Source organism: uncultured Capnocytophaga sp. (assembly GCF_938029845.1).
In the GTDB taxonomy this organism is placed as follows: Bacteria; Bacteroidota; Bacteroidia; order Flavobacteriales; family Flavobacteriaceae; genus Capnocytophaga.
The window spans coordinates 13,528-36,903 of record NZ_CALHGG010000184.1; the positions used below are offsets into that span (position 1 = coordinate 13,528).

The window sequence follows — 23,376 nt, forward strand, 5'->3', positions numbered from 1 at the left end:
TTTTATTATACATGAAAAAACGTATATTATTGCTATCGCTTTTCAGCCTTGCGATAGCCGCTTGTTCAAAAGACGATGACAAACCTGCCGAACAACCTCAGCAACCTCAGCAACCCCAACAACCCCAACAACCCGAGAGCGTAAGCGAAGGTGGGGTATTCAAGCCTTCTGTAGGAGGGCCTAACGAACCCAATCAGGTATTCGTAGACCTCTCTGCCAAGAATGAAACTACTGTAAAGAGAGACTCTTGGGACTTTGGTTTCTATTGTGGAGATGATTTCAGAGTGATCCTCAATAGTACCGTGAAAATGGCGGCCAAACAGCTCGATACCAACGACATCACAGCCATACAAACCGAAGACCCTTCAGTAAGCGTGGGCTTCACTACTGCTGCCAACTTAGGTTATGTAGATAGTCCTTGGGGAGAACTCAAGTCCGCCCAAAACACCAAGGGAAGACAAACCGCTATCGCCGAGGTATCCACCACAGAGGCTGATAACAAAGTTTATTTGGTAAATATGGGCTTTGCCATAGGTACTACTACTCCTGAGAAAGGAGCCACTGCCCTCGATGGCGAAGCCAGAGGTTTCAAGAAAGTACGTATCACCCGAAGCGGTAATGACTACGTAATCCACTATGCCAACCTTAACGAGACTACAGCCAAGTCCATCACCGTTAAGAAAAACCCCGCTTATAACTTTGTCTTCGTAAGTCTCAATCAAGAGAAAATAGTAAATGTTCAACCTGAAAAAACCAAGTGGGACATCTCCTTTACAGGACTTACGAACTATACCGCTATGAGAGGTGGAGATGAAATCACCTACTACTTTGCCGATATGGTTACCAACAATTTCTATAATGGCGTAAAAGTGAAGAAAGTAACTGTGGATAAAGCCGAAAAACTCGACACTGAATATGCAGCCTACGACAAAGCCAAAGCCAGCGAAATCAACTTCGATGATCCTAAGCTCAACCACCAATTGGGCATAGGTGCTTCTTGGAGAAGTACTTATGATAGAAAATTAGCGGATACCATCTTCTATATTATCAAAGATGGTAGTGGCAACCTATACAAGCTCCGCTTCTTAGCACTTTCCAAAGAAGATGGAGAACGTGGCTATCCGGTATTCGAGTATGCCCTACTGAAATAAATACAGTTTCTTTAGTAATTAGTGGTATGTGGTTAGTTTTCAAAATACTGATAACTAACCACTATCTATTAATCCCTACCCCACTCTAAAGTATTTCAATAGTAATTTATATTCGTCCTGTGCCGCAAGACAAGTATCTAACAGATAGGCTATTGGGACTACAATATCCTCAAGTAATCCCCTACCGCAAACCAATCTTTTCTACTATCGGAAGTACCTGAAGCATTGGTCACTTGTCACTATTTACTTGCTTCTCTTGACAAATTCTCTTACCAATGCCAAGACCTTGGGCATGGTAGCATTCACAGCATTGAGTACCTCTGTATGGGATACATTGGGAGAGATATCCTTACCTCCTAAGTCGGAAATAATGGATAGCGCAAAGACTCTCATTCCTTGATGACGGGCAACGATCACCTCAGGTACCGTGCTCATTCCTACTGCATCTCCTCCTATGGCTCGTACCATACCATATTCTGAAGGCGTCTCAAAGGTAGGACCTTGCAAACCTACATATACTCCTTTCTGCAAGTGAGTTCCTTGTTCCATGGCAATAGTCTCCGCCAAATCAATCATTTCACGATCATAAGCCTGACTCATATCTGGAAAGCGAGTGCCAAATTTTTCTAAGTTCTTACCTCGCAAAGGGTGTTCTGGGAACATATTGATGTGGTCACGAATAAGCATAATATCTCCTATGGAGAAGTTGGGATTAACACCTCCTGAGGCATTGGAAACGATCAATTTTTTGATACCTAAAAGATGGAAGATACGAATAGGGAAGGTTACCTCTGCCATAGGATAGCCCTCATAGTAGTGAAAGCGACCACTCATCAGTAGGACATACTTACCCGATAAGGTTCCATATATAAGCTTATTACCATGTCCCTCCACAGTAGATTGGGGAAAGTTTGGAATCCCAGCATAAGGGATTTCCACAATAGGAGTTACCTCTGCTTGTAAGGAAGAAAGACCCGAACCGAGTATAATAGCAAACTCAGGAGTGCCCTCGGTGATAAATTGTTGGATATAATGAGCTGTTTGCTCGTATTTTGTGTACATAACTCATAAATTTTATGCCACAAAGATACAACAACTTTAGGGATTTTACAAAATAGTTTTAAATTTTCCTGATTTTGTAGCTTCTTGAAATTCCTCAGTAAAGTCTGAGTAATCCTCTATCTTAAAAGCACGTATATCTCTTACAGAGAGACAAAACCATTGTAGGTTTTTTAAACTCTGTATAGCCCTAAAGAGTGTTCTCAGATCTCCCTTAGTTGCATAGGTGCTTCCTTGTATCCAATAGAAATCATTTTTTTTGAGTGTTCTCTTAACTTCTGTATAAGCATTGTAATAAGGATCTTTATAATGCTTTTTAAGTTCTGATATGATGAGATCAAAAGCTATAGCATACATAACTCCAATGCTTCTAAAGGTTTAAACATATCTTCTTTTTCAAAAAAAAGCTCACCTGCATCTGTTTTTACTTCAATAACGATACCTACAAAAGGATTGTGTTCTACCTCTGTGATTGTTGCCTCCACCCAATCGGCTTTGCCTGTAAGTTGTGGAGAAACCCATACACGTTGTCCTACTTTAAAATCAGTTTTCATTGTCATACGATTTAGTTTTGAGTTTTTATCCTTTGAGTTTTCAGTTCCTCTAGCTCTTTTTGCAGATAGGCGATAAGGCTGTCTTTCTCAGCCAAGCGTTTTTCATATTGCTCTATGAGCTTATCCGAGAGTTGGTTAAAGACATAAGCGTTTCCTGAATTTTCACAGGAAGTATTATTGTTATTGATGACGATATGGTCGGTTTTAAGGAGCTCTTCGGGTTGTATGCCGAAAAGTTCGCAGAGAGGGAGGATATAGCCTGCCCATGAATTACTTGCGCCGCTTTCTATACGGGCATAGGTAGATTGGGATACATGTATGAATTCCGCCACTTCCTCTTGGGATAGGTTTCTACTTTTGCGGAGGTTTTTGATTTTCTCGCCTACTATTTCGTTCATCTCTTGTATTTTCATGCAAAAATAGGGTAAAAATATCTATTTTCAGCATAATCAGCTGATTTTTTTCATACTATATTTGTAAAATAGTTCTACAAAGAAAGAAAACCTTTATATCTAATTCATTATTAATAACTTAAATAATTCAATTACATGAAAAAAATTTTAGCATTTTTGACTATTGGGCTCCTTTTAGGTGCCTGTTCTGGCAAACTTTCTTCCTCTAAGGCAGAAGATTTAGTAAAAGAATCTCTTAAAGAAAAACCCATGTATGGAGAAATTATTATCTATACAGGAGAAGTTAAAGACGGTTTTTTGAATGAAGAAAAGTATAAACTTTATGAAGAACTACAAGGAGATGGTTATCTAAAAATCTCTGTTATTGAAAAACCTATATCAGATTGGCTGAGAAAAATGATGGAAGGAGAATTTGAAAAGTTCTATTCTATTACTCTTACTGATAAATCCAAAGACTATCTGTTAGAGACAGGGAAATATAATGATGATGTTTATGAAAATACTATGAAGACCTATACTGCTGAGTTAGATAAGGTCTCTAATATTCACATTATCCCTGAGATGAATGTGGCTTCTGCAGAAGCTACTTTTGTCAAAAAGGACAAAACCCCTTTCTTTATTTTTGATGATCAAACAGATTCCTTTACAAAGGGAGTCAAATTCCAAAAGACAGAGGATAAAGGCTGGCAAGTCTATAAATAGTAGTGAAATCCATTAATATAACCCCCCTTATATCATGAACTGTTATAATCATATTGATCAACCTGCTGTAGGTACTTGTATAGATTGTGGCAAAGGCCTTTGCAATGAGTGTGCTCATAAGTACACCGACCCTATCTGCGATTCCTGTAACCTGAAACGTATCCGTAAAGAGAAGTCCGAGATGATAAAGCGATGGGCTATTATCCTTATTGTGGCCTTTTTCATGACTGTTTTTTCTTGTAATATAGAAAAAGACAAAGGTACTGCTCTTTCTACAGCTGCCCTTATAGCTACATTTTATGGAGGTATAAGTATCCAATACGGATGGAGAGCTTTAAACTCTATCACACCTTCTATGTTTTTAGTACTCCCCATTGTTGGTTGGTTTATCTATTTTGTAGTGAAAGCCGTTATATCTGGTCTTATTGGGTTCTTTATTACTCCAGTAAAAATATTCCAAGATATCAAACGTTATTTGGAACTTAGAGAGATTCTTAAATATACCAACGGATAGTAAGTTTATAATACCTAAACAAACACTATAACCTATGAGAAAATTGTTTTTCTTATTCGGCCTATTCTTTCTATCACAGATAGGTCTTTCCCAAAATAATGATTGGGAAAAAATAATCGTTACTAAAAACCCCGAGGATGTAAAGGGGTTACAACGCTTAAGGGAAGTGTCCGCAGAAGCAGCTCGTTTCTATGGAAAACAATCTAAACTACGAGATGAAGCCACCAAAAAACTCAAACAAGAAGCTGCCAAACTTGGGGCTACTGCGGTACTTCTCTCTGTAGATGAGTTTGCCATGAGCCCTATCAATAATGTCAGTATGGTCGGAATGTGCTTCACCGATGGAAGTGTCCCTGTAAAAGAAAGTACTGATACAGAAGCTACTGCTGATAAGGAAATTATCCTAACCAAAAACCCTGAGGACATCAAAGGGCGCACCCGCTTAGGTGATGTAAAGGGTGAGGCCAGCCAGTTATTTGGTATGCAATCCAGATTACGAAAAGATGCTACTGAGAAAATGAAAGAACAAGCCACCAAACTTGGTGCTACTATCATTCTTGTTACCACGGACAGCTTTACCATGACCCCCGTCAATAATGTTGTCATGGAAGGTACTGCCTACAAATAAACTCAAAAATTGAATGCTGTAAAAAGAAGACCATCCTCATATGTCTAGGATGGTCTTTATTTTATAGTTATTAACTACTAAACACCACTAAGGTAACTTGCCTTATAAAAAGAAAAATTAGACCTATTGCAGATTTTTTTATACATTTGCGAAAAAATTCAACTTATGAAAAAACATCAATTTATAACTGATAATGATGGTAATGCACTCTTCGCTATTGTCCCTATGGAAGAGTATAACCATTTGTTAGAAAATGCCCCAAATTCTTATCAAGAAAATGATTTTTATTATGAGTTAACTGAAGAAGAACTTAGGAGCTTAGAACAAGCCGAGCAACAATCAAAACTAGGTCTACTCACTGATAGTGAAGAGGTTCATCAAGAAGCCTTACAACGATTAATGGGTAAGATGTCATGAAGATAAAATGGACATTTGGAGCCAAAATGAGCTATTATGATACCCTCGATTATTGGTATGAGCATAATGGTTCTTATGAGTACTCTCTCAAAATAATGGAAGCCACAAAAGAAGTTGAAAGTAAAATATCAGAAAATCCTTATCTCTCTTCAAAATATAGTAAAAAGCTAAATCTATTCAAGATATTCTTCCTAAAAGGAAAATTTGTCTTATATTATAAGGTTCTCATCCAGGAAAATACAATAGAGATCTATAGCTTTAGGAGTACTAAGCAAAAACCTCTTTTTATGTGATATAATCCAAAATCTTTTGCTCTGTTGAAGAATTACCTTTCCTCTACCAACAAAAAAACTTTCTCTGATTAAAAAAACCGCTCCAAAATTGGAGCGGTTTTTTGTTTTATGCTTCAGAAGTTGTTCCTTCTTGTTGAGGAGCAGCTTGTTCTGCTTTCTTACCTCCGCGGCTTCTACGAGTAGTTTTCTTCTTCTTACCTGCTTTCACATCATAAGTAGTGTTATAGTCTACTAGCTCGATAAGTGCCATTTCAGCATTGTCCCCCAAACGGTTACCCAACTTGATGATACGAGTGTATCCTCCTGGACGGTTGGCTACTTTTACTGAAATGTCTCTGAAAAGCTCTGTAACAGCATATTTGTTATGCAAGCGGCTGAATACTACACGACGGTTGTGGGTAGTGTCTTCTTTTGATTTGGTAATCAAAGGCTCTACGAACACTTTCAATGCCTTCGCTTTTGCCAAGGTAGTGTTGATACGCTTGTGTTGTATCAGGGAGCAAGCCATATTCGCCAACATAGATTTTCTATGAGCGGCGGTTCTTCCTAAATTATTTATTTTATCTCCGTGTCTCATTTTCGTTGAATTAATGTATTATAACAGAATTTATTACTCTTTCTCTAATTTGTATCTTGAGAGATCCATTCCGAAGGTGAGTCCCTTGCTTTCCACGAGTTCATCGAGTTCGGTAAGAGATTTTTTACCAAAGTTACGGAATTTCATCAAGTCTGTTTTAGTAAAAGAAACCAAATCGCCTAGGGTATCTACTTCGGCTGCTTTGAGGCAGTTTAGTGCGCGTACAGAGAGATCCATATCTATGAGCTTAGTCTTAAGGAGCTGGCGCATGTGGAGTGATTCCTCGTCATAGCTTTCAGGCTGAACGACTTCTTCAGGCTCAATAGTGATACGCTCATCAGAGAAGAGCATGAAGTGGTGAATCAATGTTTTGGCCGCTTCCATAAGGGCATCCTTAGGATGTATGGAGCCATCTGTTTTGATTTCAAAAATCAGCTTTTCGTAATCGGTTTTTTGCTCTACACGGTAGTTCTCGATACTATATTTTACATTCTTGATAGGGGTAAAGATAGCATCGGTAGGAATGGTACCCATAGGCATATTAGGCTTAGCGTTTTCCTCGGCAGAGAGGTAACCCATACCCTTATCTATAGTGATATCCATTTTGATATTCACTGTAGGTTCCATATTACAGATTACTAAATCTGGATTGAGTACTTGAAAACCTGTTATAAATTTTTGAAAATCACCCGCAGTCAATTGTTTCTTTCCTGTAACAGAGATAGAGACCTTTTCATGGTCAGTACCTTCTGTTTGCAGTTTGAAACGCACTTGCTTCAAGTTCAAAATAATCTCGGTAACGTCTTCTACTACTCCTGCGATGGTAGAGAATTCATGTTCTACCGTGTCTATTTTAACCGAAGTGATTGCGTAGCCCTCGAGAGAGGAGTGCATCACTCGTCGTAATGCGTTACCAATGGTGAGTCCGTAACCTGGTTCTAGAGGGCGAAACTCGAATTTGCCCTCGAACTCAGAGGATTCAATCATGATAACCTTATCTGGTTTTTGAAAATTGAATAATGCCATAATCTGACTGCTGACTAGTATTATTTAGAGTACAACTCTACGATTAATTGTTCTTTAATGTTTTCAGGTATTTGGATACGCTGAGGGAGTGCTACGAAGGTACCTTCCATTTTTTCAGGGTTCCAAGTGATCCATTCGTACACGGAGCTATTACTTGAGAGGGCGTTTTCGATCACAGTAAGAGATTGTGATTTGTGGCGTACTCCTACTACATCACCTGGTTTTAGGGAGTAAGAAGGGATATTTACCACTTCGCCATTTACAGTAATATGACGGTGAGAAACGAGCTGACGTGCAGCACGACGAGAAGGAGCAATACCCATACGATATACTACATTGTCAAGGCGGGCTTCACAGAGTTGGAGTAAGATCTCACCTGTTACCCCTCTGCTACGACGTGCTTTCTCGTACATATTTTGGAACTGACGTTCCAAGATACCATAGGTATATTTTGCTTTTTGTTTTTCTTGTAGCTGGATTGCATATTCAGAGCGTTTTGCTCTTTTACGGTTGATTCCATGCTGTCCTGGTGGATAGTTCTTTTTAGCAAAAGACTTATCTTCACCGAAAATCGCTTCACCAAACTTACGAGCGATTTTGCTTTTTGGGCCTGTATATCTTGCCATTTTATAATTTTAAATTAGTGGAGAGAGGATTATGAATTAAGGCTTATCCTTCGATAATCGGAGCCTCTCTCGGGGTTAAGTGTTATACTTTACGTCTTTTAGGAGGGCGACAACCATTGTGTGGAAGTGGGGTTACGTCGATGATTTCAGTAACTTCAATTCCTGCATTGTGAATGCTACGGATGGCAGACTCACGTCCTACTCCAGGGCCTTTTACGAATACACGTACTTTCTTAAGACCTGCGTCAAAAGCAACTTTTGCAGCATCCTCGGCAGCTACTTGTGCTGCATAAGGTGTATTCTTTTTAGAACCTCTGAACTTCATCTTTCCTGCAGAAGACCAAGAAATCACGTCTCCTTTTTTGTTAGTCAAGGAAATGATGATGTTATTGAAAGTAGCTGAGATATGCGCTTCTCCAGATGATTCTATAACTACTTTACGTTTTTTGGTAACTTTTGTATTTGTTTTTGCCATATCGCTACTTATTATTTAGTTGCTTTCTTCTTGTTAGCAACAGTTTTTCGTTTTCCTTTTCTTGTACGAGAGTTATTCTTCGTTTTTTGACCACGCAAAGGCAACCCTGAACGATGGCGGATACCGCGGTAGCAACCAATATCCATAAGTCGCTTGATGTTCAACTGAACTTCAGAACGTAGTTCACCTTCTATTTTGTAAGAAGAAACTGCCTCACGGATACGAGTGATTTGCTCGTCGTTCCATTCGTTTACTTTGATGTCTTCATCTACTTGAGCTGTTTTCAAAATTTCTTTAGCTCTACTTCTACCAATTCCAAAAATGTAGGTAAGTCCTATGACGCCTCTTTTGTGTTTTGGTAAGTCAATACCTGCTATTCGTGCCATAATTTATCCTTGTCTTTGTTTGAATCTCGGATTCTTTTTGTTAATTACGTACAATACCCCTTTACGACGCACAATCTTGCACTCGGGGCTTCTTTTCTTAATAGATGCTCTTACTTTCATCTGTTGTCTGTTTTTAAAAACGAATTTTATTATTAATATCGGTAAGTGATGCGTGCTTTGGTAAGGTCATAAGGTGTCATTTCGAGCTTTACCCTATCGCCTGGGAGTAGCTTTATGTAGTGCATACGCATTTTCCCTGAGATGTGGGCAGTTACCACATGACCATTATCCAATTCCACGCGGAACATTGCATTAGAGAGGGACTCTATAATGGTTCCATCTTGTTCTATCGCTGCTTGCTTTGCCATTATCTTCTCTTTTTACCTGTTTTCATAAGGCCATCGTAGTGGCGATTGAGTAGGTATGAATTCACTTGCTGCATAGTGTCAATAGCCACCCCTACAAGGATGAGCAAGGATGTACCTCCGTAGAACAAAGCCCACTGTTGGTCTATCTCCAACAAAGGTATCTTATTGACTATGGCAGGAAGTACAGCAATAGCCACTAAGAATAGAGAGCCTGGGAAGGTAATGAGCGACATGATTTTGTCCAAGTACTCACTGGTCTCCTGTCCTGGTTTTACTCCTGGTATGAAGCCTCCGTTGCGCTTGAGGTCATCTGCCATCTTATTACTTGGTACTGTAATGGCAGTATAGAAGTAAGTAAAGATGATGATCAGTAGTCCAAAGAGCACATTGTACCAGAACTCAAAAGGTGAACGGAAAGCATTCTGTATGCTTAGTGCCCATTCGGACTTAGAGAGTCCCGCCAAGGCTGCAGGAACGAACATAATAGCTTGTGCGAAGATGATAGGCATTACCCCAGCTGAGTTAAGCTTTAGGGGAATGTATTGTCTTGCTCCGAAGATATTCTTTTCTACCTGTCCGCCAGTGGTTCGTCTAGCATACTGTACAGGGATTTGTCTTACCGCTAAAGTGAGGAAGATACACCCTAAGATCACCAAGAGCCACAAGAGGATTTCCACAATTACCAACATAGGGCTGTGTACCCTATTCATCTCACCGAAGAAAGCGTGTGGCATACGAGCAATAATCCCCACCATGATGAGTAAGGAAATACCATTTCCTACCCCCTTATCAGTGATTTTCTCACCAAGCCACATAGCAAAAACAGTACCAGTTACTAGTATCATTACTGAAGGAATGATAAAGCCCAAGCCTTTTCCTTGAATAAAAGCCTCATCAGGCACCCCTAAGGCGCTGATAGAGTACAAATAAGCAGGAGCTTGTACAATACAAATTGCTATGGTTAGCCAGCGGGTAATCTGGTTAATACGTCTGCGACCGCTTTCGCCTTCTTGTTGTAGTTTCTGCAAGTAAGGAATAGCGATTCCCATAAGTTGCACTACGATAGAAGCGGAGATATAGGGCATAATCCCTAAAGCAAATACAGAGGCCTTAGCGAAAGCACCTCCTGTAAAGGCATTAAGGATATCCAACAAGCCTCCTTCCGAAGTTCTCTGAGTGAGTTTGCTCAACTGTTCAGCATCAATCCCTGGAAGGATAATGTGGGCACCAAAGCGGTACACCAACAAAATCCCCAAGGTGAGAATGATGCGATTGCGTAACTCCTCTATCTTCCAAACATTCGTTAAGGTCTCTATAAACTTCTTCATAAAATATTAATTCTTAGAGCGTTATAGCCTCTCCTCCTAATTTTTCAACAGCTTCTTTAGCGCTTGCTGTAAACTTATGAACAGAGATTTTAAGTTTTGTTTTCAACTCACCTCCACCAAGGATTTTCACCAAGTCGGATTTTTTAGCCAAGCGGTTTTCCACGAGGATATCCAAATTCACGGTGTCGGTAACTACGCCCTTATCTACAAGTTCTTGTAGTTTTCCGAGGTTGATACCTGTATATTCCTTACGGTTGAAGTTTTTGAAACCAAATTTTGGTACGCGACGTTGAAGAGGCATTTGTCCCCCTTCGAAACCGATTTTAGTAGAGAAACCAGAGCGAGATTTAGCTCCTTTGTGTCCACGAGTGGAGGTTCCACCTTTACCAGAACCTTGTCCTCTACCTACGCGCTTCCCATCTTTGTGTACTGAACCTTGTGCAGGTTTCAAATTACTTAAATTCATAATTAATAGTCCTTTTTATTATGCTTCTTGTACAGAAACTAAGTGTTCTACTTTATTAATCATTCCCAAGATACTTGGAGTAGCCTCATGTGTAGCTACTTTCCCGATAGAGCCTAATCCCAAAGAGATAAGGGTAAGTTTCTGGGTTTTATCACGCTTTATGCTACTACGTGTTTGTTTTACGATAATTTTCTTTGCCATGAGTGTTAGATATTAACCTTTAAACATTTTATCCAAGGAAATGCCACGTTGCTCGGCAATAGTTTTAGCGCTTCTGAGTCTCAAAAGGGCGTCAAAAGTTGCTTTTACCACATTGTGAGGGTTGGAAGAACCTTGAGATTTGGAAAGTACATTATGTACTCCTAGGGATTCCAACACAGCACGTACTACCCCACCGGCAATTACTCCAGTACCTTCTGCGGCAGGTTGGAGATATACACGTGCTCCACCGAATTTTCCTTTTTGTTCGTGAGGAAGGGTAGTTCCATGTAGCGGAATACGTACTAAGTTTTTCTTAGCATCTTCTACCGCTTTGGCGATAGCCTCGGAAACCTCTTTAGATTTTCCGAGTCCTTGTCCTACCACGCCATTTTCATCGCCTACCACCACGATAGCCGAGAAGCCGAACGCGCGTCCTCCTTTGGTAACCTTGGTTACACGTTGTACGCCTACCAAGCGGTCTTTTAGCTCTAAGCCGCTTGGTTTTACATATTCTACATTTTTATAGTTCTGATACATAGTTTCTTAGAATTTAAGTCCGCCTTCTCTTGCTCCTTCTGCTAAGGATTTTACACGTCCATGATACAAATAACCACCTCTGTCAAAAGAAATAGTTTCGATACCTGCAGCTAAGGCTTTTTTAGCGATAGCTTCTCCTACTTGTTTTGCTTTTTCGGTCTTGGTACCTGAAGCTTTTAGATCTTTATCACGAGAAGAGGCTGCTACTAAGGTAACACCCTTGGTATCATCTATAATTTGTGCATAGATTTCGCTATTGCTTCTAAAAACCGCTAAGCGAGGTTTTTGAGCAGTTCCAGAAACGGTCTTTTTGATTCTGTACTTAATACGTTGTCTTCTTTCTATTTTTGATAATGCCATTGTGTTACTTTTTAAGCTGATTTACCTGCTTTTCTTCTAAGTTCTTCACCTACAAACTTGACACCTTTTCCTTTGTAAGGTTCTGGCTTGCGGAAAGAACGAATCTTAGCTGCTACTTGTCCTAACAATTGTCTATCATGAGAAGTAAGCTTAATGATAGGGTTCTTACCTTTCTCGTTGATAGTTTCTACTTTAATTTCTTGAGGGAGTTCCATAAGGATATTGTGAGAGAAACCGAGTGCTAAGTCCAATTTTTGACCTTGGTTAGTAGCACGGTAACCTACCCCTACAAGTTCTAACTCTTTGGTAAAACCTTCAGATACCCCTACTACCATATTGTGTAGTAGTGCACGATAAAGTCCATGTAGGGCATTACCTTGCTTTGTATCTAATTGTCTTTCCACTATGAGTTGTCCATCTTCTTGCTTTACAGCAACGTCTTTAACCACTTGGGTTAATTCGCCGAGTTTTCCTTTAACAGTGATGATATTATCTTTGATAGTAATAGTCACTCCTTGAGGAATACTGATGGGTGCTTTACCTATTCTTGACATTGTTTTAAGTCTATTTTTTTAGTAAACATTACAAATTACTTCTCCTCCTATGTTAAGAGCTCTGGCTTGCTTGCCTGTCATTACTCCCTTAGAGGTAGAAACGATAGTGATACCAAGTCCGCTCAATACGCGTGGAAGCTTGCTAGCCCCTACATACTTACGAAGTCCTGGAGTACTTACACGTACTATCTTTCTGATCACAGGTTCTTTGGTTTCTTTATCGTACTTGAGGGCTATTTTGATAGTACCTTGTACATCATTGTCTTCAAACTTGTAGCTAAGGATATAGCCTTGGTCAAAAAGGACTTTGGTAATCTCTTTCTTAAGGTTTGAAGAAGGTATTTCTACTACTCTGTGCCCTGCATTACTTGCATTACGAATGCGTGTTAAGTAGTCAGCGATTGGGTCTGTGTACATAAATTTCTTTTTTTTAAATTACCAACTTGCTTTTTTTACCCCTGGAATAAGTCCTTTGTTTGCCATTTCACGGAAAAGTACACGCGAGATACCAAATGTACGCATATATCCCTTAGGGCGTCCTGTGAGCTTGCAACGGTTGTGCAAACGTACAGGAGATGCATTTTTAGGCAGCTTCTGTAGGGCTTCATAATCACCAGCTTCTTTAAGAGCTTTGCGTTTTTCAGCATATTTTGCTACCAATTTAGCTCTTTTCACTTCACGAGCTTTCATTGATTCTTTGGCCATATCAATTCTTTTTAAAAGGTAATCCTAATTCGGTTAATAATGATTTTGCTTCTTTGTCGGTACGAGCTGAAGTAACGAAAGTGATATCGAAACCTGCGATTTTGTTGATTTTATCAATGTCAATCTCTGGGAAGATAATCTGTTCGGTAACTCCTAAGTTATAGTTGCCACGTCCGTCAAATCCTGTTGCTTTGATCCCTTGAAAATCTCTTACACGAGGTAGTGCAATAGTGATGAGCCTATCTAGGAACTCATACATACGCTCACCGCGAAGGGTTACCTTAGCACCGATGGACATACCACGGCGGAGCTTAAAGGAAGCCACGTCCTTCTTAGAAGTGGTAGCTACAGCCTTCTGACCTGTGATTTTGGTAAGCTCCTCAACGGCGTATTCTATTTGCTTTTTGTCAGCAACAGCAGAACCTACTCCACGGCTTACTACAATTTTTTCAAGTTTAGGAACTTGCATTACATTCTTGTAACCAAATTCTTCTTTAAGAGCTGCAATTATGCGCTCCTTATATTCCTGTTTGAGTCTAGGTATATATGTCATAATTACACTACTTGTTTTGATTTTTTAGAAATTCTTACTTTTTTGCCATCTTTCACCTGATACTCTACACGGGTTGGCTCCCCACTCTTAGGATCTAGGAGGGAAAGGTTAGAGATGTGTATAGGAGCTTCTTTTTTGATGATGCCCCCTTGAGGGTTTTGGGCGCTGGGTTTGGTATGTTTGGATACTAGGTTCACACCTTCCACGATAGCTCTGTTTTTCTCACGATCCACTTTGAGTACTTTTCCCTTTTCCCCTTTGTGGTCGCCTGCGATTACTTGTACGGTATCGCCTGATTTTATTTTTAGCTTTATCATCATTGCATGGATTAAAGCACCTCAGGTGCTAATGACACAATTTTCATAAACTGCTTGTCACGGAGTTCACGTGCTACAGGACCGAAGACACGGGTACCTCTCATTTCACCAGCAGCGTTAAGCAGTACGCAAGCATTTTCATCAAAACGAATGTAAGAACCATCTTGGCGTCTTACTTCTTTCTTTGTTCTTACGACTACAGCGGTAGAAACCTGTCCTTTTTTCACGCTTCCGGTAGGAGAAGCTTCCTTGATCGTAACAACGATCTTGTCACCTACAGAGGCATAACGGCGTTTGGTTCCTCCAAGTACACGGATAGTCAAAACTTCTTTGGCTCCGGTATTATCTGCTACTTTTAATCTTGATTCTTGTTGTACCATAATTACTTCGCTCTTTCTATGATTTCTACTAATCGCCAGCACTTAGTCTTACTTAGTGGGCGGGTTTCCATAATGCGCACGGTATCTCCGATGTTGCAGTCATTTTTTTCATCGTGTGCAACAAACTTTTTAGTTTGCAATACGAATTTTCCGTACATAGGGTGTTTTACACGTTTTACTACAGATACCACAATGGATTTTTCCATTTTGTTGCTGGTAACAACCCCTATTCTTTCTTTTCTTAAATTTCTCTTTTCCATATTAAAGCCACAATGATTATTGTAATTCTCTACGGGTTAACTCACTCGCTACACGTGCGATATCTCTACGAAGGCTGCGAATAGTAAGTGGATTCTCTATTGGAGAAATGGCGTGCGCCATTTTTAATTCTGAATACGTTTTCTTAAGTTCGGTGAGCTTTTGCTCGAGCTCAGCGACTGATAAATTTTTAACTTCTGACTGTTTCATTGTTAATAAAATTAATCTTGATAATCTCTCGCTACAACGAACTTAGTAGTTACGGGTAACTTTTGAGCGGCAAGGCGTAGGGCTTCTTTGGCGATATCCAAAGGCACTCCACCTACTTCAAATAGGATACGTCCTGGTTTTACCACAGCTACCCAGTACTCAACAGCTCCTTTACCCTTACCCATACGTACTTCCAAAGGCTTTTTGGTAATAGGCTTATCTGGGAAGATTTTGATCCAAAGCTGTCCTTCACGTTTCATATAACGGGTAGCAGCCACACGGGCAGACTCAATTTGGCGAGCAGTGATAAAAGCGGATTCTAAGGACTTAATGCCGAATGTACCGTTGGAAAGCTGATGCCCTCTTTGGGATACCCCCTTCATGCGTCCTTTCTGATCCTTACGATATTTTGTTCTTTTTGGTTGTAACATTGCTTACTGATTTTAAAATATTATTTTTTTCGGCGAGCACGTTTTGCATCAGAGTTTCCTTCTTTGGAAGCGGAAGAACCACTGAGGTTTTTCTTGGTCATTCCTACTAGTGGAGAAAGCTCTCTTTTACCATATACTTCACCTTTCATAATCCATACCTTGATACCCATACGTCCGTAAGTGGTGTGTGCTTCGTCGGTAGCGTAGTCAATATCTGCACGGAAGGTAGAGAGAGGAATACGTCCTTCCTTATAGTTCTCGCTGCGCGCCATTTCGGCACCGTTGAGACGGCCAGATATTTGAATTTTGATACCTTCAGCATTCATACGCATAGTAGCAGCGATAGCCATTTTGATAGCACGACGGTAAGAGATACGATTCTCAATCTGGCGTGCGATACTTGCAGCTACAAGTGGCGCATCAAGTTCTGGTCTTTTGATCTCAAAGATATTGATTTGAATATCTTTACCAGTAATTTTCTTGAGTTCTTCTTTGAGCTTGTCTACCTCTTGACCACCCTTTCCGATAATGCTACCAGGACGGGAGGTAGTGATAGTAACGGTTACAAGTTTCAAAGTTCTTTCAATAATTACACGAGAAACACTAGCTTTAGACAAACGAGTATGCACATATTTTCTGATTTTGTCATCCTCAGCCAATTTGTCTCCGTAGTCATTTCCTCCGTACCAGTTGGATTCCCATCCTCTGATAATTCCAAGGCGATTCCCTATTGGATTTGTTTTTTGTCCCATACTTTTATCTTAGCTTTCAGTGTTATTTTTAGCTCCTAATACGATGGTTACGTGGTTGGAACGTTTGCGAATTCTGTGTGCTCTTCCTTGTGGAGCTGGGCGAAGTCTCTTAAGCATCGCACCACCATCTACACGGATTTCTTTAACGAATACTTGAGCTGCTTCTACATCAGCACCTTCGTTCTTTGTTTTCCAGTTTTCAATAGCTGAAAGTAATAACTTGTGCAAAGAAGAAGCTGCATCCTTTTGGTTGAACTTCAAGATAGCCAAAGCTTTCTCAACTGCTACACCGCGTACAAGGTCAGCTACTAGGCGCATTTTACGTGGTGATGTAGGACAGTTATTCAATTTTGCAAAAGCCACATTTCGTTTCGCTTCTTTAATCTCTATTGCTTTTTCTCTTTTACGAACTCCCATAGCTTTTATTTTTTACCTTTATTTTTTGCTCCTGCGTGTCCTCTGAAGGAACGTGTTGGGGCAAATTCTCCTAATTTGTGTCCTACCATGTTTTCAGTAACATATACAGGAACGAATTGTTTTCCGTTGTGTACCGCGATGGTTTCTCCTACGAAGTCAGGAGTAATCATAGATGCTCTTGACCATGTTTTGATAACGGTTTTCTTTCCTGTTTCCTTATTTTGGAGTACTTTCTTCTCCAAGGCGTAATGAACATAAGGACCTTTTTTTAATGAACGAGCCATATCTTACTTATTTCTTTCTACGTTCTACAATATACTTATTACTTGCCTTGGTTTTAGAACGTGTTCTGTAACCTTTGGCAGGGATACCTTTACGTGAGCGTGGATGACCTCCTGAAGCGCGTCCTTCACCACCACCCATTGGGTGATCTACTGGGTTCATTACCACGGCACGAGTACGAGGACGACGTCCGAGCCAACGTGAGCGACCTGCTTTTCCTGAAAGTACTAACTGATGATCTGAGTTAGATACTGCACCGATAGTAGCAAGGCATGTAAGCAAAATCATACGTGTCTCTCCTGAAGGCATCTTCACAGTGGCGTACTTACCTTCTTTTGCCATAAGCTGAGCGAAAGTACCTGCTGAGCGAGCGATGTTGGCTCCCTGTCCAGGACGAAGCTCGATGCTATTGATCACTGTTCCAAGCGGAATCTGAGAAAGTGGCATCGCATTTCCGATTTCAGGAGCTACATTCTCTCCTGATACGATTACTTGACCTACTTTCAAGCCTGCTGGCGCGATGATGTATCGCTTCTCTCCATCGGTGTATTGCACCAAGGCGATAAAGGCAGTTCTGTTTGGGTCGTACTCAATAGAAACTACTGTGGCTTCTACACCGAACTTGTTTCTTTTGAAATCGATAATACGATACTTTTTCTTATGACCACCACCTATGTAGCGCATGGTCATCTTCCCTTGATTGTTTCTACCCCCTGTCTTTTTTAACGGAACAAGTAAGCTCTTTTCCGGCTTATCAGTGGTAATCGCATCGTAATTATTTACCACTCTAAAACGCTGACCAGGGGTCGTGGGTTTTAATTTTCTTACTGACATACAGTCTTTTAAATTGTGTTATAAAAATCGATTGTTTCTCCTTCTTTTACACTCACTACTGCTTTCTTTACTGCGTTGGTTTGGCTTAGTTGTAAGCCATTCTTAGTGTAACGTACCGAACGCTTAGGCGCATAATTGAGTGTGTATACCTTCTCTACAGTAACGCCATAGGCAGCTTCTACCGCTTTTTTGATCTGAATCTTGTTCGCTTTCTTATCTACTGAAAAAGTATAGCGATTTTTGTCCTCAGCATCCTTGGTAGCTTTCTCTGTAATGATTGGTTTTATCAATATACTCATAATCTTACTTTGTTAAATTTGATTGAATAACCTCCACGGCACCCTCTAACAATACAACTCTTGTTGCGTTAGCAATATCGTAAGTATTTAGTTCTGAGGCTGTTACAGTATTTACTGTAGGTATATTGCGAGAGGACAAATATACATTTTTATTTGTATCTGTCAATACAAAAAGTGATTTTTTATCTTGGATACCAAGAGCTGCCAAAATCTGTGTAAAGTCCTTAGTTTTAGGAGCCTGAAGATTGAAATCTTCTAGAACGATAATAGCTCCTTGTTGTGCTTTTTGGCTCAAGATAGAGCGGCGAGCAAGACGTTTTACTTTTTTGTTCAGCTTCTGAGTGTAATCCTTAGGGCGAGGTCCGAATATACGTCCTCCTCCTACGAATACAGGAGACTTCACGCTTCCTGCACGAGCAGTACCTGTTCCCTTTTGTTTTTTGATCTTGCGGGTACTTCCTGCTACTTCGTTACGTTCTTTGGACTTGTGAGTACCTTGACGCTTGTTAGCCAAGTATTGTTTGATGTCCAAGTAAATAGTGTGATTATTAGGCTCAATCCCGAAAACAGCCTCGGAAAGGGTAACCTTTCTTCCTGTTTCTTTTCCTTGTATGTTTAATACTGCTACTTCCATTATTTATGAATCGTTACGTAAGCATTTTTGTGTCCTGGAACACATCCTTTTAGAATAAGGAGGTTCTTTTCAGCGACTACTTTTAACACTTTCAAGTTTTGTACTGTTACTTTTTCAGCTCCCATTCTTCCTGCCATACGCATACCTTTGAATACGCGTGAAGGGTAAGAAGAGGCACCTACTGAACCTGGTGCTCTTAGGCGGTTATGCTGACCGTGGGTGGATTGTCCTACCCCGCCAAATCCATGACGGCGAACTACCCCTTGGAAACCTTTCCCTTTGGAAGTTCCTGTTACATCGACAAATTCGCCTTCTACAAAAAAATCAGCGGCAATCACGTCGCCTATTTTGTAAGTGCTCTCAAATCCTTGGAACTCGACAAGTTTCTTTTTAGGAGTTACACCCGCTTTGGCAAAATGTCCTGCCTCTGCCTTGTTAGTGTGCTTCTCTTTTTTGTCATCGAAACCAAGTTGAAGAGCTTCATACCCGTCAACCTCTTTGGTTCTGACTTGGGTAACTACGCATGGTCCTGCTTCTATGATTGTACATGGAACGTTCTTTCCATTTTCATCAAAAATGCTGGTCATGCCTACTTTTTTTCCGATTAACCCAGACATATTTAAATATTTAATTTGAATTTACATTTTATGATAACAAAATCAAGGGGAACTCCTGTAAAACATCCGCCCTACAGGGTACTCCTGACTTTATAATTTGATATTCAGGGTCAAGTATTCCAACCCTGAATATCAATAGTTTTACCGTTTTTCCCTCACGCTATTGTTTTGGGACAAGTCAAGCAAAACTTCCGCTTTGCTTTTATCATACTTTGATTTCTACTTCCACTCCACTTGGTAACTCAAGCTTCATAAGAGCATCAATAGTCTTTGGTGAAGAGCTATAAATGTCTAACAAACGCTTGTAAGAGCTTAGCTGAAATTGTTCTCTGGCTTTCTTATTTACGTGCGGAGAACGAAGTACTGTAAATAACTTCTTGTGAGTAGGTAGTGGAATAGGTCCTACTACCCCTGCTCCTGTTGATTTTACTGTCTTTACGATTTTTTCAGCAGACTTATCTACCAAGTTATGGTCGTATGATTTTAATTTTATTCTGATTTTCTGACTCATTTCTTTTACAAATTAATTACCTCTTGCTTTTTTGATAACTTCTTCTGAAATATTAGAAGGGGTTTCTGCATAGTGAGAGAACTCCATAGTAGATGTAGCACGACCTGAAGAAAGGGTTCTAAGGGTAGTTACATAACCGAACATTTCAGAAAGTGGTACGTTGGCTTTGATTACCTTAGCTCCATTTCTGTCGCCCATGTCATTTACCTGACCACGACGACGGTTAAGGTCTCCTACGATATCCCCCATGTTTTCTTCTGGAGTGATTACCTCAAGCTTCATAATAGGCTCCATAAGTACAGCTTTGGCGGCACGAGCGGCTTCCTTGTAACCCAACTTAGCAGCCAATTCGAATGACAAGGAGTCAGAGTCCACAGGGTGGAAAGAACCATCCTTAAGGGTAATCTTCATCGCATCCATTTCAAAGCCAGCCAAAGGTCCGTTCTTCATTGCTTCTTTGAATCCTTTTTCTATAGAAGGAATATATTCTTTTGGAATGTTACCACCTTTGATTTCGTTGACGAATTCCAATCCTGCTTTTCCTTCTTCGGCAGGCTCCATAGTAAAGACGATATCAGCGAACTTACCACGACCCCCTGTTTGTTTCTTGTACACTTCACGGTGGTCAGCCTTACCTGTAATAGCTTCTTTGTACTCTACTTGTGGCTCTCCTTGGTTTACTTCTACCTTAAACTCACGTTTTAAACGGTCAACGATGATATCCAAGTGAAGCTCACCCATACCAGAGATAATTGTCTGTCCAGAGGCTTGGTCTGTTTTTACTTGGAAGGTAGGGTCTTCTTCAGCAAGCTTAGCCAAGGCCATACCGAGCTTATCTACGTCAGCCTTAGTCTTAGGCTCTACTGCGATACCAATCACTGGATCAGGGAACACCATACTTTCTAGTACGATAGGATATTTCTCATCACAAAGGGTATCCCCTGTTTTGATATCCTTGAATCCTACTGCAGCTCCGATATCTCCTGCTTCAATGTATTCGATAGGATTTTGCTTATTAGCGTGCATTTGGTAGATACGAGAGATACGCTCTTTGCTTCCTGAACGTGTATTAAGCACATAGGAACCTGCGTCCAAATGTCCTGAATAAGCACGGAAGAATGCCAAGCGACCTACATAAGGGTCAGTTGCAATCTTGAAGGCCAAAGCAGAGAAAGGCGCATCAACCGCTGGCTTACGAAGAGCTGGTTCCCCAGTATCAGGGTTAGTTCCTTCGATAGCTTCCTTATCCAATGGAGAAGGTAAGTAACGGCATACTGCATCAAGCATGAACTGTACTCCTTTGTTCTTGAAAGAAGAACCGCAAGTCATTGGGATAATAGCCATGTCCATTACGGCAGCACGAAGTGCTTTGTGGATTTCTTCTTCAGAGATAGAGTCTTCATCTTCCATGAATTTTTCCAAAAGACCTTCGTCATATCCTGCTACTTCCTCAATAAGTTGAGCACGGTACTTAGCTACATCAGCTTTCATATCTTCAGGGATATCTACTATATCAAAAGTAGCTCCTTGAGTTTCTTCATGCCATACGATAGCACGGTTCTTAATCAAATCCACCACTCCTTTGAAGTCAGCTTCTTCACCGATAGGCAATACGATAGGCACTGCATTGGATTTGAGCATGTCCTTCACTTGTTGGCATACCTTAAGGAAGTCAGAACCTTGACGGTCCATTTTGTTTACAAAGCCCATACGAGGTACTTTGTAGTTGTCAGCAAGGCGCCAGTTGGTTTCAGACTGAGGTTCTACCCCATCAACGGCAGAGAAGAGGAACACCAATCCGTCCAATACACGGAGAGAGCGGTTCACTTCCACGGTGAAATCCACGTGACCTGGGGTATCTATAATATTGAAATGGTATTCCTTTGCATCAGCAGTAGGTTTTCCATTTTCAGTTGGGAAGTTCCACTTACAAGTGGTGGCAGCCGATTGGATAGTGATTCCACGCTCAGCTTCTTGCTCCATCCAGTCCATGGTAGAAGCTCCATCATGTACTTCCCCTATTTTGTGCGTTTTACCTGTATAGAAAAGGATACGCTCAGTGGTAGTAGTCTTACCAGCATCAATGTGTGCTGCGATACCAATATTTCTTGTATATTTTAAATCTCTACTCATACTACCTCACGAATTAAAATCTAAAGTGGGAGAATGCCTTGTTGGCCTCTGCCATCTTATGTGTATCCATTTTCTTCTTAACAGCAGCCCCTTCTTCTTTAGCTGCGGAGAGGATTTCTCCTGCCAATTTTTGCGCCATAGATTTTTCATTTCTCTTGCGCGCATAGCCGATAAGCCATTTCATCGCCATAGACACTTTACGGTCTGGACGGATTTGCATAGGGATCTGGAAAGTAGCACCCCCTACACGGCGAGAACGTACTTCCACATGAGGCATTACATTGGAGAGGGCATCTTTCCACACTTCCAAGGCTGTTTTCTCATCATTATTCTTCTTTTGTTCTACGATATCAATTGCATCATAGAAAATCTTAAAAGCCACTGACTTTTTACCATCCCACATAAGGTTGTTCACAAAGCGCGTAACCAATTGGTCATTGTACTTTGCATCTGGTAAAAGAGGTCTTTTTTTAGCTTGTCTCTTTCTCATTTGGTTGTTTTAGACGGTTTTAAAAATTTACTTTTTCTTTCCTTTTGCTGGTGCAGCAGCAGCTTGTCCTGGTTTAGGGCGTTTAGCTCCATACTTAGAGCGTCTTTGGGTTCTTCCATTTACCCCAGCAGTATCCAAAGCACCACGTACGATGTGGTAACGTACCCCTGGTAAATCTTTTACTCTTCCGCCTCTTACCAATACTATCGAGTGCTCTTGGAGGTTGTGTCCTTCTCCTGGGATATACGCATTGACCTCATTACCATTAGTTAAGCGAACACGCGCTACCTTACGCATCGCAGAGTTCGGTTTCTTAGGGGTAGTGGTGTACACACGCGTACATACGCCACGACGTTGAGGACATGAATCCAAAGCAGCCGATTTACTCTTCTTGGCTATTTTAGCTCTTCCTTTTCGTACTAATTGTGAAATTGTTGGCATTTATAAAATATTTTTTTAAGCGAGGGCAAAGATACAAACTTTTTACTAACTGACAAAACGTAAGACATTTATTTTCAATAACCCTCACTTGCTAACGCAGTGATTCTTACGATCTTTCATCTATTTGGAAGTTGTAACTAATTGAAATACAATATTTTACATTATCAATATAAAATCCCTCAAAAAGAAAAATTTTCTTGAAAAAAGTTATTAACAATGAGCTAATTAGCTCATGAGACCATGAGGTTGAGAGTTTTAATCCTAACTCCTTGCCTATATATTCACTCATGCTAAGACGCAATAAATTATATCTCTACACTAAGATGCAATAAATTATATTTCTACACTAAGACGCAATAAATTGTATCTATACACTAAGATGTAATAAATTGCGTCTCTACACTAAGATGTAATAAATTGTACCTCCACACTAAGACGCAATAAATTGTATCTATACACTAAGACGCAATAAATTGT

42 protein-coding genes are annotated in these 23,376 nt (G+C 40.3%); 6 read left to right on the forward strand and 36 right to left on the reverse strand.

Annotation, left to right across the window (positions count from 1 at the left end):
• Positions 1–11 precede the first annotated feature (11 nt).
• On the forward strand, positions 12–1,151 hold the full coding sequence (locus tag Q0625_RS14325; RefSeq protein ID WP_298828741.1) for an HmuY family protein: 1,140 nt from the start codon (positions 12–14) through the stop codon (positions 1,149–1,151).
• Between the two features lie 243 nt (positions 1,152–1,394).
• Here the strand turns inward: Q0625_RS14325 and Q0625_RS14330 are convergent, their stop codons facing one another.
• Genes Q0625_RS14330 through Q0625_RS14345 form a run of 4 tightly spaced genes read right to left on the reverse strand, consistent with a single transcriptional unit; the run spans position 1,395 to position 3,162 of the window.
• Complete coding sequence (locus Q0625_RS14330) at positions 1,395–2,213, reverse strand: purine-nucleoside phosphorylase (protein WP_298828745.1); 819 nt, start codon at positions 2,211–2,213, stop codon at positions 1,395–1,397.
• 45 nt (positions 2,214–2,258) lie between these two features.
• Positions 2,259–2,567 carry a virulence protein gene (locus Q0625_RS14335; protein WP_298828748.1) on the reverse strand — a complete coding sequence of 103 codons (309 nt, stop codon included), beginning with the start codon at positions 2,565–2,567 and terminating at the stop codon, positions 2,259–2,261.
• Positions 2,555–2,764 carry a transcriptional regulator gene (locus Q0625_RS14340; protein WP_276726353.1) on the reverse strand — a complete coding sequence of 70 codons (210 nt, stop codon included), beginning with the start codon at positions 2,762–2,764 and terminating at the stop codon, positions 2,555–2,557. The genes Q0625_RS14335 and Q0625_RS14340 overlap by 13 nt, the downstream gene beginning before the upstream one ends.
• An 11-nt stretch (positions 2,765–2,775) precedes the next feature.
• Positions 2,776–3,162, reverse strand: a complete 387-nt coding sequence (locus Q0625_RS14345) for a helix-turn-helix transcriptional regulator (protein WP_298828751.1) — start codon at positions 3,160–3,162, stop codon at positions 2,776–2,778.
• Positions 3,163–3,312: 150 nt separating this feature from the next.
• On the opposite strand from Q0625_RS14345, the gene Q0625_RS14350 reads away from it, so the two are divergent.
• From Q0625_RS14350 to Q0625_RS14370, 5 genes are all read left to right on the forward strand, one after another.
• Positions 3,313–3,879, forward strand: a complete 567-nt coding sequence (locus Q0625_RS14350) for a hypothetical protein (protein ID WP_298828754.1) — start codon at positions 3,313–3,315, stop codon at positions 3,877–3,879.
• 34 nt (positions 3,880–3,913) lie between these two features.
• A complete protein-coding gene (locus tag Q0625_RS14355; RefSeq protein WP_298828756.1) occupies positions 3,914–4,393 on the forward strand; it encodes a hypothetical protein in 480 nt (159 codons plus the stop codon).
• A 34-nt stretch (positions 4,394–4,427) separates the two neighbouring features.
• A complete protein-coding gene (locus Q0625_RS14360) occupies positions 4,428–5,021 on the forward strand; it encodes a heavy metal-binding domain-containing protein (protein WP_298828758.1) in 594 nt (197 codons plus the stop codon).
• Between the two features lie 165 nt (positions 5,022–5,186).
• Positions 5,187–5,438 carry a hypothetical protein gene (locus Q0625_RS14365; RefSeq protein WP_298828761.1) on the forward strand — a complete coding sequence of 84 codons (252 nt, stop codon included), beginning with the start codon at positions 5,187–5,189 and terminating at the stop codon, positions 5,436–5,438.
• Positions 5,435–5,731, forward strand: coding sequence for a type II toxin-antitoxin system RelE/ParE family toxin (locus Q0625_RS14370; RefSeq protein ID WP_298828763.1), 297 nt, complete (start codon positions 5,435–5,437; stop codon positions 5,729–5,731). Before Q0625_RS14365 ends, Q0625_RS14370 begins: the two co-directional genes overlap by 4 nt.
• Positions 5,732–5,837: 106 nt before the next feature.
• Here the strand turns inward: Q0625_RS14370 and rplQ are convergent, their stop codons facing one another.
• The 32 genes from rplQ to rpsL form a co-directional block, all read right to left on the reverse strand.
• Positions 5,838–6,308 (reverse strand): 50S ribosomal protein L17, encoded by a 471-nt coding sequence (gene rplQ, locus Q0625_RS14375; protein WP_298828765.1) that lies wholly within the window; start codon positions 6,306–6,308, stop codon positions 5,838–5,840.
• Positions 6,309–6,341: 33 nt separating this feature from the next.
• Positions 6,342–7,334 carry a DNA-directed RNA polymerase subunit alpha gene (locus Q0625_RS14380; protein WP_298828768.1) on the reverse strand — a complete coding sequence of 331 codons (993 nt, stop codon included), beginning with the start codon at positions 7,332–7,334 and terminating at the stop codon, positions 6,342–6,344.
• A 20-nt stretch (positions 7,335–7,354) separates the two neighbouring features.
• Positions 7,355–7,960: a 30S ribosomal protein S4 gene (rpsD, locus tag Q0625_RS14385; RefSeq protein ID WP_298828770.1), complete on the reverse strand. Its 606-nt coding sequence runs from the start codon at positions 7,958–7,960 to the stop codon at positions 7,355–7,357.
• An 82-nt stretch (positions 7,961–8,042) separates the two neighbouring features.
• Complete coding sequence (rpsK, locus tag Q0625_RS14390) at positions 8,043–8,435, reverse strand: 30S ribosomal protein S11 (RefSeq protein WP_298828773.1); 393 nt, start codon at positions 8,433–8,435, stop codon at positions 8,043–8,045.
• A gap of 11 nt (positions 8,436–8,446) precedes the next feature.
• The gene (gene rpsM, locus Q0625_RS14395) at positions 8,447–8,821 is read right to left on the reverse strand and encodes a 30S ribosomal protein S13 (RefSeq protein WP_298828775.1); all 375 of its coding nucleotides are present in this window, start codon (positions 8,819–8,821) and stop codon (positions 8,447–8,449) included.
• A 3-nt stretch (positions 8,822–8,824) separates the two neighbouring features.
• Positions 8,825–8,941: a type B 50S ribosomal protein L36 gene (gene ykgO, locus Q0625_RS14400; protein WP_002666762.1), complete on the reverse strand. Its 117-nt coding sequence runs from the start codon at positions 8,939–8,941 to the stop codon at positions 8,825–8,827.
• Between the two features lie 32 nt (positions 8,942–8,973).
• Positions 8,974–9,189 (reverse strand): translation initiation factor IF-1, encoded by a 216-nt coding sequence (gene infA, locus Q0625_RS14405; RefSeq protein WP_002666434.1) that lies wholly within the window; start codon positions 9,187–9,189, stop codon positions 8,974–8,976.
• Entirely contained in the window at positions 9,189–10,517 is a 1,329-nt protein-coding gene (secY, locus tag Q0625_RS14410) for a preprotein translocase subunit SecY (protein WP_298828780.1), read from the reverse strand. Before secY ends, infA begins: the two co-directional genes overlap by 1 nt.
• Before the next feature lie 13 nt (positions 10,518–10,530).
• Entirely contained in the window at positions 10,531–10,983 is a 453-nt protein-coding gene (gene rplO / locus Q0625_RS14415; RefSeq protein WP_298828782.1) for a 50S ribosomal protein L15, read from the reverse strand.
• Between the two features lie 18 nt (positions 10,984–11,001).
• A complete protein-coding gene (rpmD, locus tag Q0625_RS14420) occupies positions 11,002–11,184 on the reverse strand; it encodes a 50S ribosomal protein L30 (RefSeq protein WP_298828784.1) in 183 nt (60 codons plus the stop codon).
• Positions 11,185–11,196: 12 nt separating this feature from the next.
• Positions 11,197–11,721 (reverse strand): 30S ribosomal protein S5, encoded by a 525-nt coding sequence (gene rpsE, locus Q0625_RS14425; RefSeq protein WP_298828787.1) that lies wholly within the window; start codon positions 11,719–11,721, stop codon positions 11,197–11,199.
• Between the two features lie 6 nt (positions 11,722–11,727).
• The gene (gene rplR / locus Q0625_RS14430; RefSeq protein ID WP_298828790.1) at positions 11,728–12,081 is read right to left on the reverse strand and encodes a 50S ribosomal protein L18; all 354 of its coding nucleotides are present in this window, start codon (positions 12,079–12,081) and stop codon (positions 11,728–11,730) included.
• A gap of 11 nt (positions 12,082–12,092) precedes the next feature.
• Positions 12,093–12,635, reverse strand: coding sequence for a 50S ribosomal protein L6 (gene rplF, locus Q0625_RS14435; protein WP_298828793.1), 543 nt, complete (start codon positions 12,633–12,635; stop codon positions 12,093–12,095).
• 18 nt (positions 12,636–12,653) lie between these two features.
• Positions 12,654–13,052 carry a 30S ribosomal protein S8 gene (gene rpsH / locus Q0625_RS14440; RefSeq protein WP_298828796.1) on the reverse strand — a complete coding sequence of 133 codons (399 nt, stop codon included), beginning with the start codon at positions 13,050–13,052 and terminating at the stop codon, positions 12,654–12,656.
• Between the two features lie 18 nt (positions 13,053–13,070).
• Entirely contained in the window at positions 13,071–13,340 is a 270-nt protein-coding gene (gene rpsN / locus Q0625_RS14445) for a 30S ribosomal protein S14 (RefSeq protein ID WP_002666758.1), read from the reverse strand.
• A gap of 1 nt (position 13,341) precedes the next feature.
• Complete coding sequence (gene rplE / locus Q0625_RS14450) at positions 13,342–13,893, reverse strand: 50S ribosomal protein L5 (protein WP_298828799.1); 552 nt, start codon at positions 13,891–13,893, stop codon at positions 13,342–13,344.
• Positions 13,894–13,895: 2 nt separating this feature from the next.
• A complete protein-coding gene (rplX, locus tag Q0625_RS14455) occupies positions 13,896–14,210 on the reverse strand; it encodes a 50S ribosomal protein L24 (protein ID WP_298828838.1) in 315 nt (104 codons plus the stop codon).
• Between the two features lie 11 nt (positions 14,211–14,221).
• Positions 14,222–14,590 (reverse strand): 50S ribosomal protein L14, encoded by a 369-nt coding sequence (gene rplN / locus Q0625_RS14460; RefSeq protein WP_298828802.1) that lies wholly within the window; start codon positions 14,588–14,590, stop codon positions 14,222–14,224.
• A gap of 2 nt (positions 14,591–14,592) precedes the next feature.
• Positions 14,593–14,850 carry a 30S ribosomal protein S17 gene (gene rpsQ / locus Q0625_RS14465; RefSeq protein ID WP_009642304.1) on the reverse strand — a complete coding sequence of 86 codons (258 nt, stop codon included), beginning with the start codon at positions 14,848–14,850 and terminating at the stop codon, positions 14,593–14,595.
• A 16-nt stretch (positions 14,851–14,866) separates the two neighbouring features.
• Positions 14,867–15,058 (reverse strand): 50S ribosomal protein L29, encoded by a 192-nt coding sequence (rpmC, locus tag Q0625_RS14470; protein ID WP_298828809.1) that lies wholly within the window; start codon positions 15,056–15,058, stop codon positions 14,867–14,869.
• 11 nt (positions 15,059–15,069) lie between these two features.
• Positions 15,070–15,489: a 50S ribosomal protein L16 gene (gene rplP, locus Q0625_RS14475; RefSeq protein WP_298828812.1), complete on the reverse strand. Its 420-nt coding sequence runs from the start codon at positions 15,487–15,489 to the stop codon at positions 15,070–15,072.
• A 20-nt stretch (positions 15,490–15,509) separates the two neighbouring features.
• Entirely contained in the window at positions 15,510–16,241 is a 732-nt protein-coding gene (gene rpsC / locus Q0625_RS14480; RefSeq protein WP_298828815.1) for a 30S ribosomal protein S3, read from the reverse strand.
• A 9-nt stretch (positions 16,242–16,250) separates the two neighbouring features.
• Positions 16,251–16,658, reverse strand: coding sequence for a 50S ribosomal protein L22 (gene rplV, locus Q0625_RS14485; RefSeq protein WP_298828818.1), 408 nt, complete (start codon positions 16,656–16,658; stop codon positions 16,251–16,253).
• A 5-nt stretch (positions 16,659–16,663) separates the two neighbouring features.
• Positions 16,664–16,942 (reverse strand): 30S ribosomal protein S19, encoded by a 279-nt coding sequence (rpsS, locus tag Q0625_RS14490; protein ID WP_009642339.1) that lies wholly within the window; start codon positions 16,940–16,942, stop codon positions 16,664–16,666.
• Positions 16,943–16,949: 7 nt separating this feature from the next.
• Positions 16,950–17,774, reverse strand: a complete 825-nt coding sequence (rplB, locus tag Q0625_RS14495; RefSeq protein WP_298828822.1) for a 50S ribosomal protein L2 — start codon at positions 17,772–17,774, stop codon at positions 16,950–16,952.
• Between the two features lie 8 nt (positions 17,775–17,782).
• Complete coding sequence (gene rplW, locus Q0625_RS14500) at positions 17,783–18,073, reverse strand: 50S ribosomal protein L23 (RefSeq protein ID WP_298828825.1); 291 nt, start codon at positions 18,071–18,073, stop codon at positions 17,783–17,785.
• Between the two features lie 4 nt (positions 18,074–18,077).
• Entirely contained in the window at positions 18,078–18,707 is a 630-nt protein-coding gene (rplD, locus tag Q0625_RS14505; protein ID WP_298828828.1) for a 50S ribosomal protein L4, read from the reverse strand.
• Positions 18,707–19,324: a 50S ribosomal protein L3 gene (gene rplC / locus Q0625_RS14510; protein WP_298828831.1), complete on the reverse strand. Its 618-nt coding sequence runs from the start codon at positions 19,322–19,324 to the stop codon at positions 18,707–18,709. The genes rplD and rplC overlap by 1 nt, the downstream gene beginning before the upstream one ends.
• Positions 19,325–19,529: 205 nt before the next feature.
• Positions 19,530–19,835, reverse strand: coding sequence for a 30S ribosomal protein S10 (gene rpsJ, locus Q0625_RS14515; RefSeq protein ID WP_002666495.1), 306 nt, complete (start codon positions 19,833–19,835; stop codon positions 19,530–19,532).
• Positions 19,836–19,847: 12 nt separating this feature from the next.
• Positions 19,848–21,968, reverse strand: coding sequence for an elongation factor G (gene fusA / locus Q0625_RS14520; RefSeq protein WP_298828834.1), 2,121 nt, complete (start codon positions 21,966–21,968; stop codon positions 19,848–19,850).
• A 13-nt stretch (positions 21,969–21,981) separates the two neighbouring features.
• Positions 21,982–22,458: a 30S ribosomal protein S7 gene (gene rpsG, locus Q0625_RS14525; protein WP_009642347.1), complete on the reverse strand. Its 477-nt coding sequence runs from the start codon at positions 22,456–22,458 to the stop codon at positions 21,982–21,984.
• A 27-nt stretch (positions 22,459–22,485) separates the two neighbouring features.
• Entirely contained in the window at positions 22,486–22,899 is a 414-nt protein-coding gene (rpsL, locus tag Q0625_RS14530) for a 30S ribosomal protein S12 (RefSeq protein WP_002666477.1), read from the reverse strand.
• Positions 22,900–23,376: the final 477 nt, after the last annotated feature.

Excerpts from the sequence above, each read along its gene's own strand:
- Q0625_RS14325 (WP_298828741.1), top strand. The coding sequence starts at position 12 with ATGAAAAAACGTATATTATTGCTATCGCTTTTCAGCCTTGCGATAGCC.
- Q0625_RS14330 (WP_298828745.1), bottom strand. The coding sequence starts at position 2,213 with ATGTACACAAAATACGAGCAAACAGCTCATTATATCCAACAATTTATC.
- Q0625_RS14335 (WP_298828748.1), bottom strand. The coding sequence starts at position 2,567 with ATGTATGCTATAGCTTTTGATCTCATCATATCAGAACTTAAAAAGCAT.
- Q0625_RS14340 (WP_276726353.1), bottom strand. The coding sequence starts at position 2,764 with ATGAAAACTGATTTTAAAGTAGGACAACGTGTATGGGTTTCTCCACAA.
- Q0625_RS14345 (WP_298828751.1), bottom strand. The coding sequence starts at position 3,162 with ATGAACGAAATAGTAGGCGAGAAAATCAAAAACCTCCGCAAAAGTAGA.
- Q0625_RS14350 (WP_298828754.1), top strand. The coding sequence starts at position 3,313 with ATGAAAAAAATTTTAGCATTTTTGACTATTGGGCTCCTTTTAGGTGCC.
- Q0625_RS14355 (WP_298828756.1), top strand. The coding sequence starts at position 3,914 with ATGAACTGTTATAATCATATTGATCAACCTGCTGTAGGTACTTGTATA.
- Q0625_RS14360 (WP_298828758.1), top strand. The coding sequence starts at position 4,428 with ATGAGAAAATTGTTTTTCTTATTCGGCCTATTCTTTCTATCACAGATA.
- Q0625_RS14365 (WP_298828761.1), top strand. The coding sequence starts at position 5,187 with ATGAAAAAACATCAATTTATAACTGATAATGATGGTAATGCACTCTTC.
- Q0625_RS14370 (WP_298828763.1), top strand. The coding sequence starts at position 5,435 with ATGAAGATAAAATGGACATTTGGAGCCAAAATGAGCTATTATGATACC.
- rplQ (WP_298828765.1), bottom strand. The coding sequence starts at position 6,308 with ATGAGACACGGAGATAAAATAAATAATTTAGGAAGAACCGCCGCTCAT.
- Q0625_RS14380 (WP_298828768.1), bottom strand. The coding sequence starts at position 7,334 with ATGGCATTATTCAATTTTCAAAAACCAGATAAGGTTATCATGATTGAA.
- rpsD (WP_298828770.1), bottom strand. The coding sequence starts at position 7,960 with ATGGCAAGATATACAGGCCCAAAAAGCAAAATCGCTCGTAAGTTTGGT.
- rpsK (WP_298828773.1), bottom strand. The coding sequence starts at position 8,435 with ATGGCAAAAACAAATACAAAAGTTACCAAAAAACGTAAAGTAGTTATA.
- rpsM (WP_298828775.1), bottom strand. The coding sequence starts at position 8,821 with ATGGCACGAATAGCAGGTATTGACTTACCAAAACACAAAAGAGGCGTC.
- ykgO (WP_002666762.1), bottom strand. The coding sequence starts at position 8,941 with ATGAAAGTAAGAGCATCTATTAAGAAAAGAAGCCCCGAGTGCAAGATT.
- infA (WP_002666434.1), bottom strand. The coding sequence starts at position 9,189 with ATGGCAAAGCAAGCAGCGATAGAACAAGATGGAACCATTATAGAGTCC.
- secY (WP_298828780.1), bottom strand. The coding sequence starts at position 10,517 with ATGAAGAAGTTTATAGAGACCTTAACGAATGTTTGGAAGATAGAGGAG.
- rplO (WP_298828782.1), bottom strand. The coding sequence starts at position 10,983 with ATGAATTTAAGTAATTTGAAACCTGCACAAGGTTCAGTACACAAAGAT.
- rpmD (WP_298828784.1), bottom strand. The coding sequence starts at position 11,184 with ATGGCAAAGAAAATTATCGTAAAACAAACACGTAGTAGCATAAAGCGT.
- rpsE (WP_298828787.1), bottom strand. The coding sequence starts at position 11,721 with ATGTATCAGAACTATAAAAATGTAGAATATGTAAAACCAAGCGGCTTA.
- rplR (WP_298828790.1), bottom strand. The coding sequence starts at position 12,081 with ATGGCATTATCAAAAATAGAAAGAAGACAACGTATTAAGTACAGAATC.
- rplF (WP_298828793.1), bottom strand. The coding sequence starts at position 12,635 with ATGTCAAGAATAGGTAAAGCACCCATCAGTATTCCTCAAGGAGTGACT.
- rpsH (WP_298828796.1), bottom strand. The coding sequence starts at position 13,052 with ATGTACACAGACCCAATCGCTGACTACTTAACACGCATTCGTAATGCA.
- rpsN (WP_002666758.1), bottom strand. The coding sequence starts at position 13,340 with ATGGCCAAAGAATCAATGAAAGCTCGTGAAGTGAAAAGAGCTAAATTG.
- rplE (WP_298828799.1), bottom strand. The coding sequence starts at position 13,893 with ATGACATATATACCTAGACTCAAACAGGAATATAAGGAGCGCATAATT.
- rplX (WP_298828838.1), bottom strand. The coding sequence starts at position 14,210 with ATGATAAAGCTAAAAATAAAATCAGGCGATACCGTACAAGTAATCGCA.
- rplN (WP_298828802.1), bottom strand. The coding sequence starts at position 14,590 with ATGGTACAACAAGAATCAAGATTAAAAGTAGCAGATAATACCGGAGCC.
- rpsQ (WP_009642304.1), bottom strand. The coding sequence starts at position 14,850 with ATGGAAAAGAGAAATTTAAGAAAAGAAAGAATAGGGGTTGTTACCAGC.
- rpmC (WP_298828809.1), bottom strand. The coding sequence starts at position 15,058 with ATGAAACAGTCAGAAGTTAAAAATTTATCAGTCGCTGAGCTCGAGCAA.
- rplP (WP_298828812.1), bottom strand. The coding sequence starts at position 15,489 with ATGTTACAACCAAAAAGAACAAAATATCGTAAGGATCAGAAAGGACGC.
- rpsC (WP_298828815.1), bottom strand. The coding sequence starts at position 16,241 with ATGGGACAAAAAACAAATCCAATAGGGAATCGCCTTGGAATTATCAGA.
- rplV (WP_298828818.1), bottom strand. The coding sequence starts at position 16,658 with ATGGGAGTTCGTAAAAGAGAAAAAGCAATAGAGATTAAAGAAGCGAAA.
- rpsS (WP_009642339.1), bottom strand. The coding sequence starts at position 16,942 with ATGGCTCGTTCATTAAAAAAAGGTCCTTATGTTCATTACGCCTTGGAG.
- rplB (WP_298828822.1), bottom strand. The coding sequence starts at position 17,774 with ATGTCAGTAAGAAAATTAAAACCCACGACCCCTGGTCAGCGTTTTAGA.
- rplW (WP_298828825.1), bottom strand. The coding sequence starts at position 18,073 with ATGAGTATATTGATAAAACCAATCATTACAGAGAAAGCTACCAAGGAT.
- rplD (WP_298828828.1), bottom strand. The coding sequence starts at position 18,707 with ATGGAAGTAGCAGTATTAAACATACAAGGAAAAGAAACAGGAAGAAAG.
- rplC (WP_298828831.1), bottom strand. The coding sequence starts at position 19,324 with ATGTCTGGGTTAATCGGAAAAAAAGTAGGCATGACCAGCATTTTTGAT.
- rpsJ (WP_002666495.1), bottom strand. The coding sequence starts at position 19,835 with ATGAGTCAGAAAATCAGAATAAAATTAAAATCATACGACCATAACTTG.
- fusA (WP_298828834.1), bottom strand. The coding sequence starts at position 21,968 with ATGAGTAGAGATTTAAAATATACAAGAAATATTGGTATCGCAGCACAC.
- rpsG (WP_009642347.1), bottom strand. The coding sequence starts at position 22,458 with ATGAGAAAGAGACAAGCTAAAAAAAGACCTCTTTTACCAGATGCAAAG.
- rpsL (WP_002666477.1), bottom strand. The coding sequence starts at position 22,899 with ATGCCAACAATTTCACAATTAGTACGAAAAGGAAGAGCTAAAATAGCC.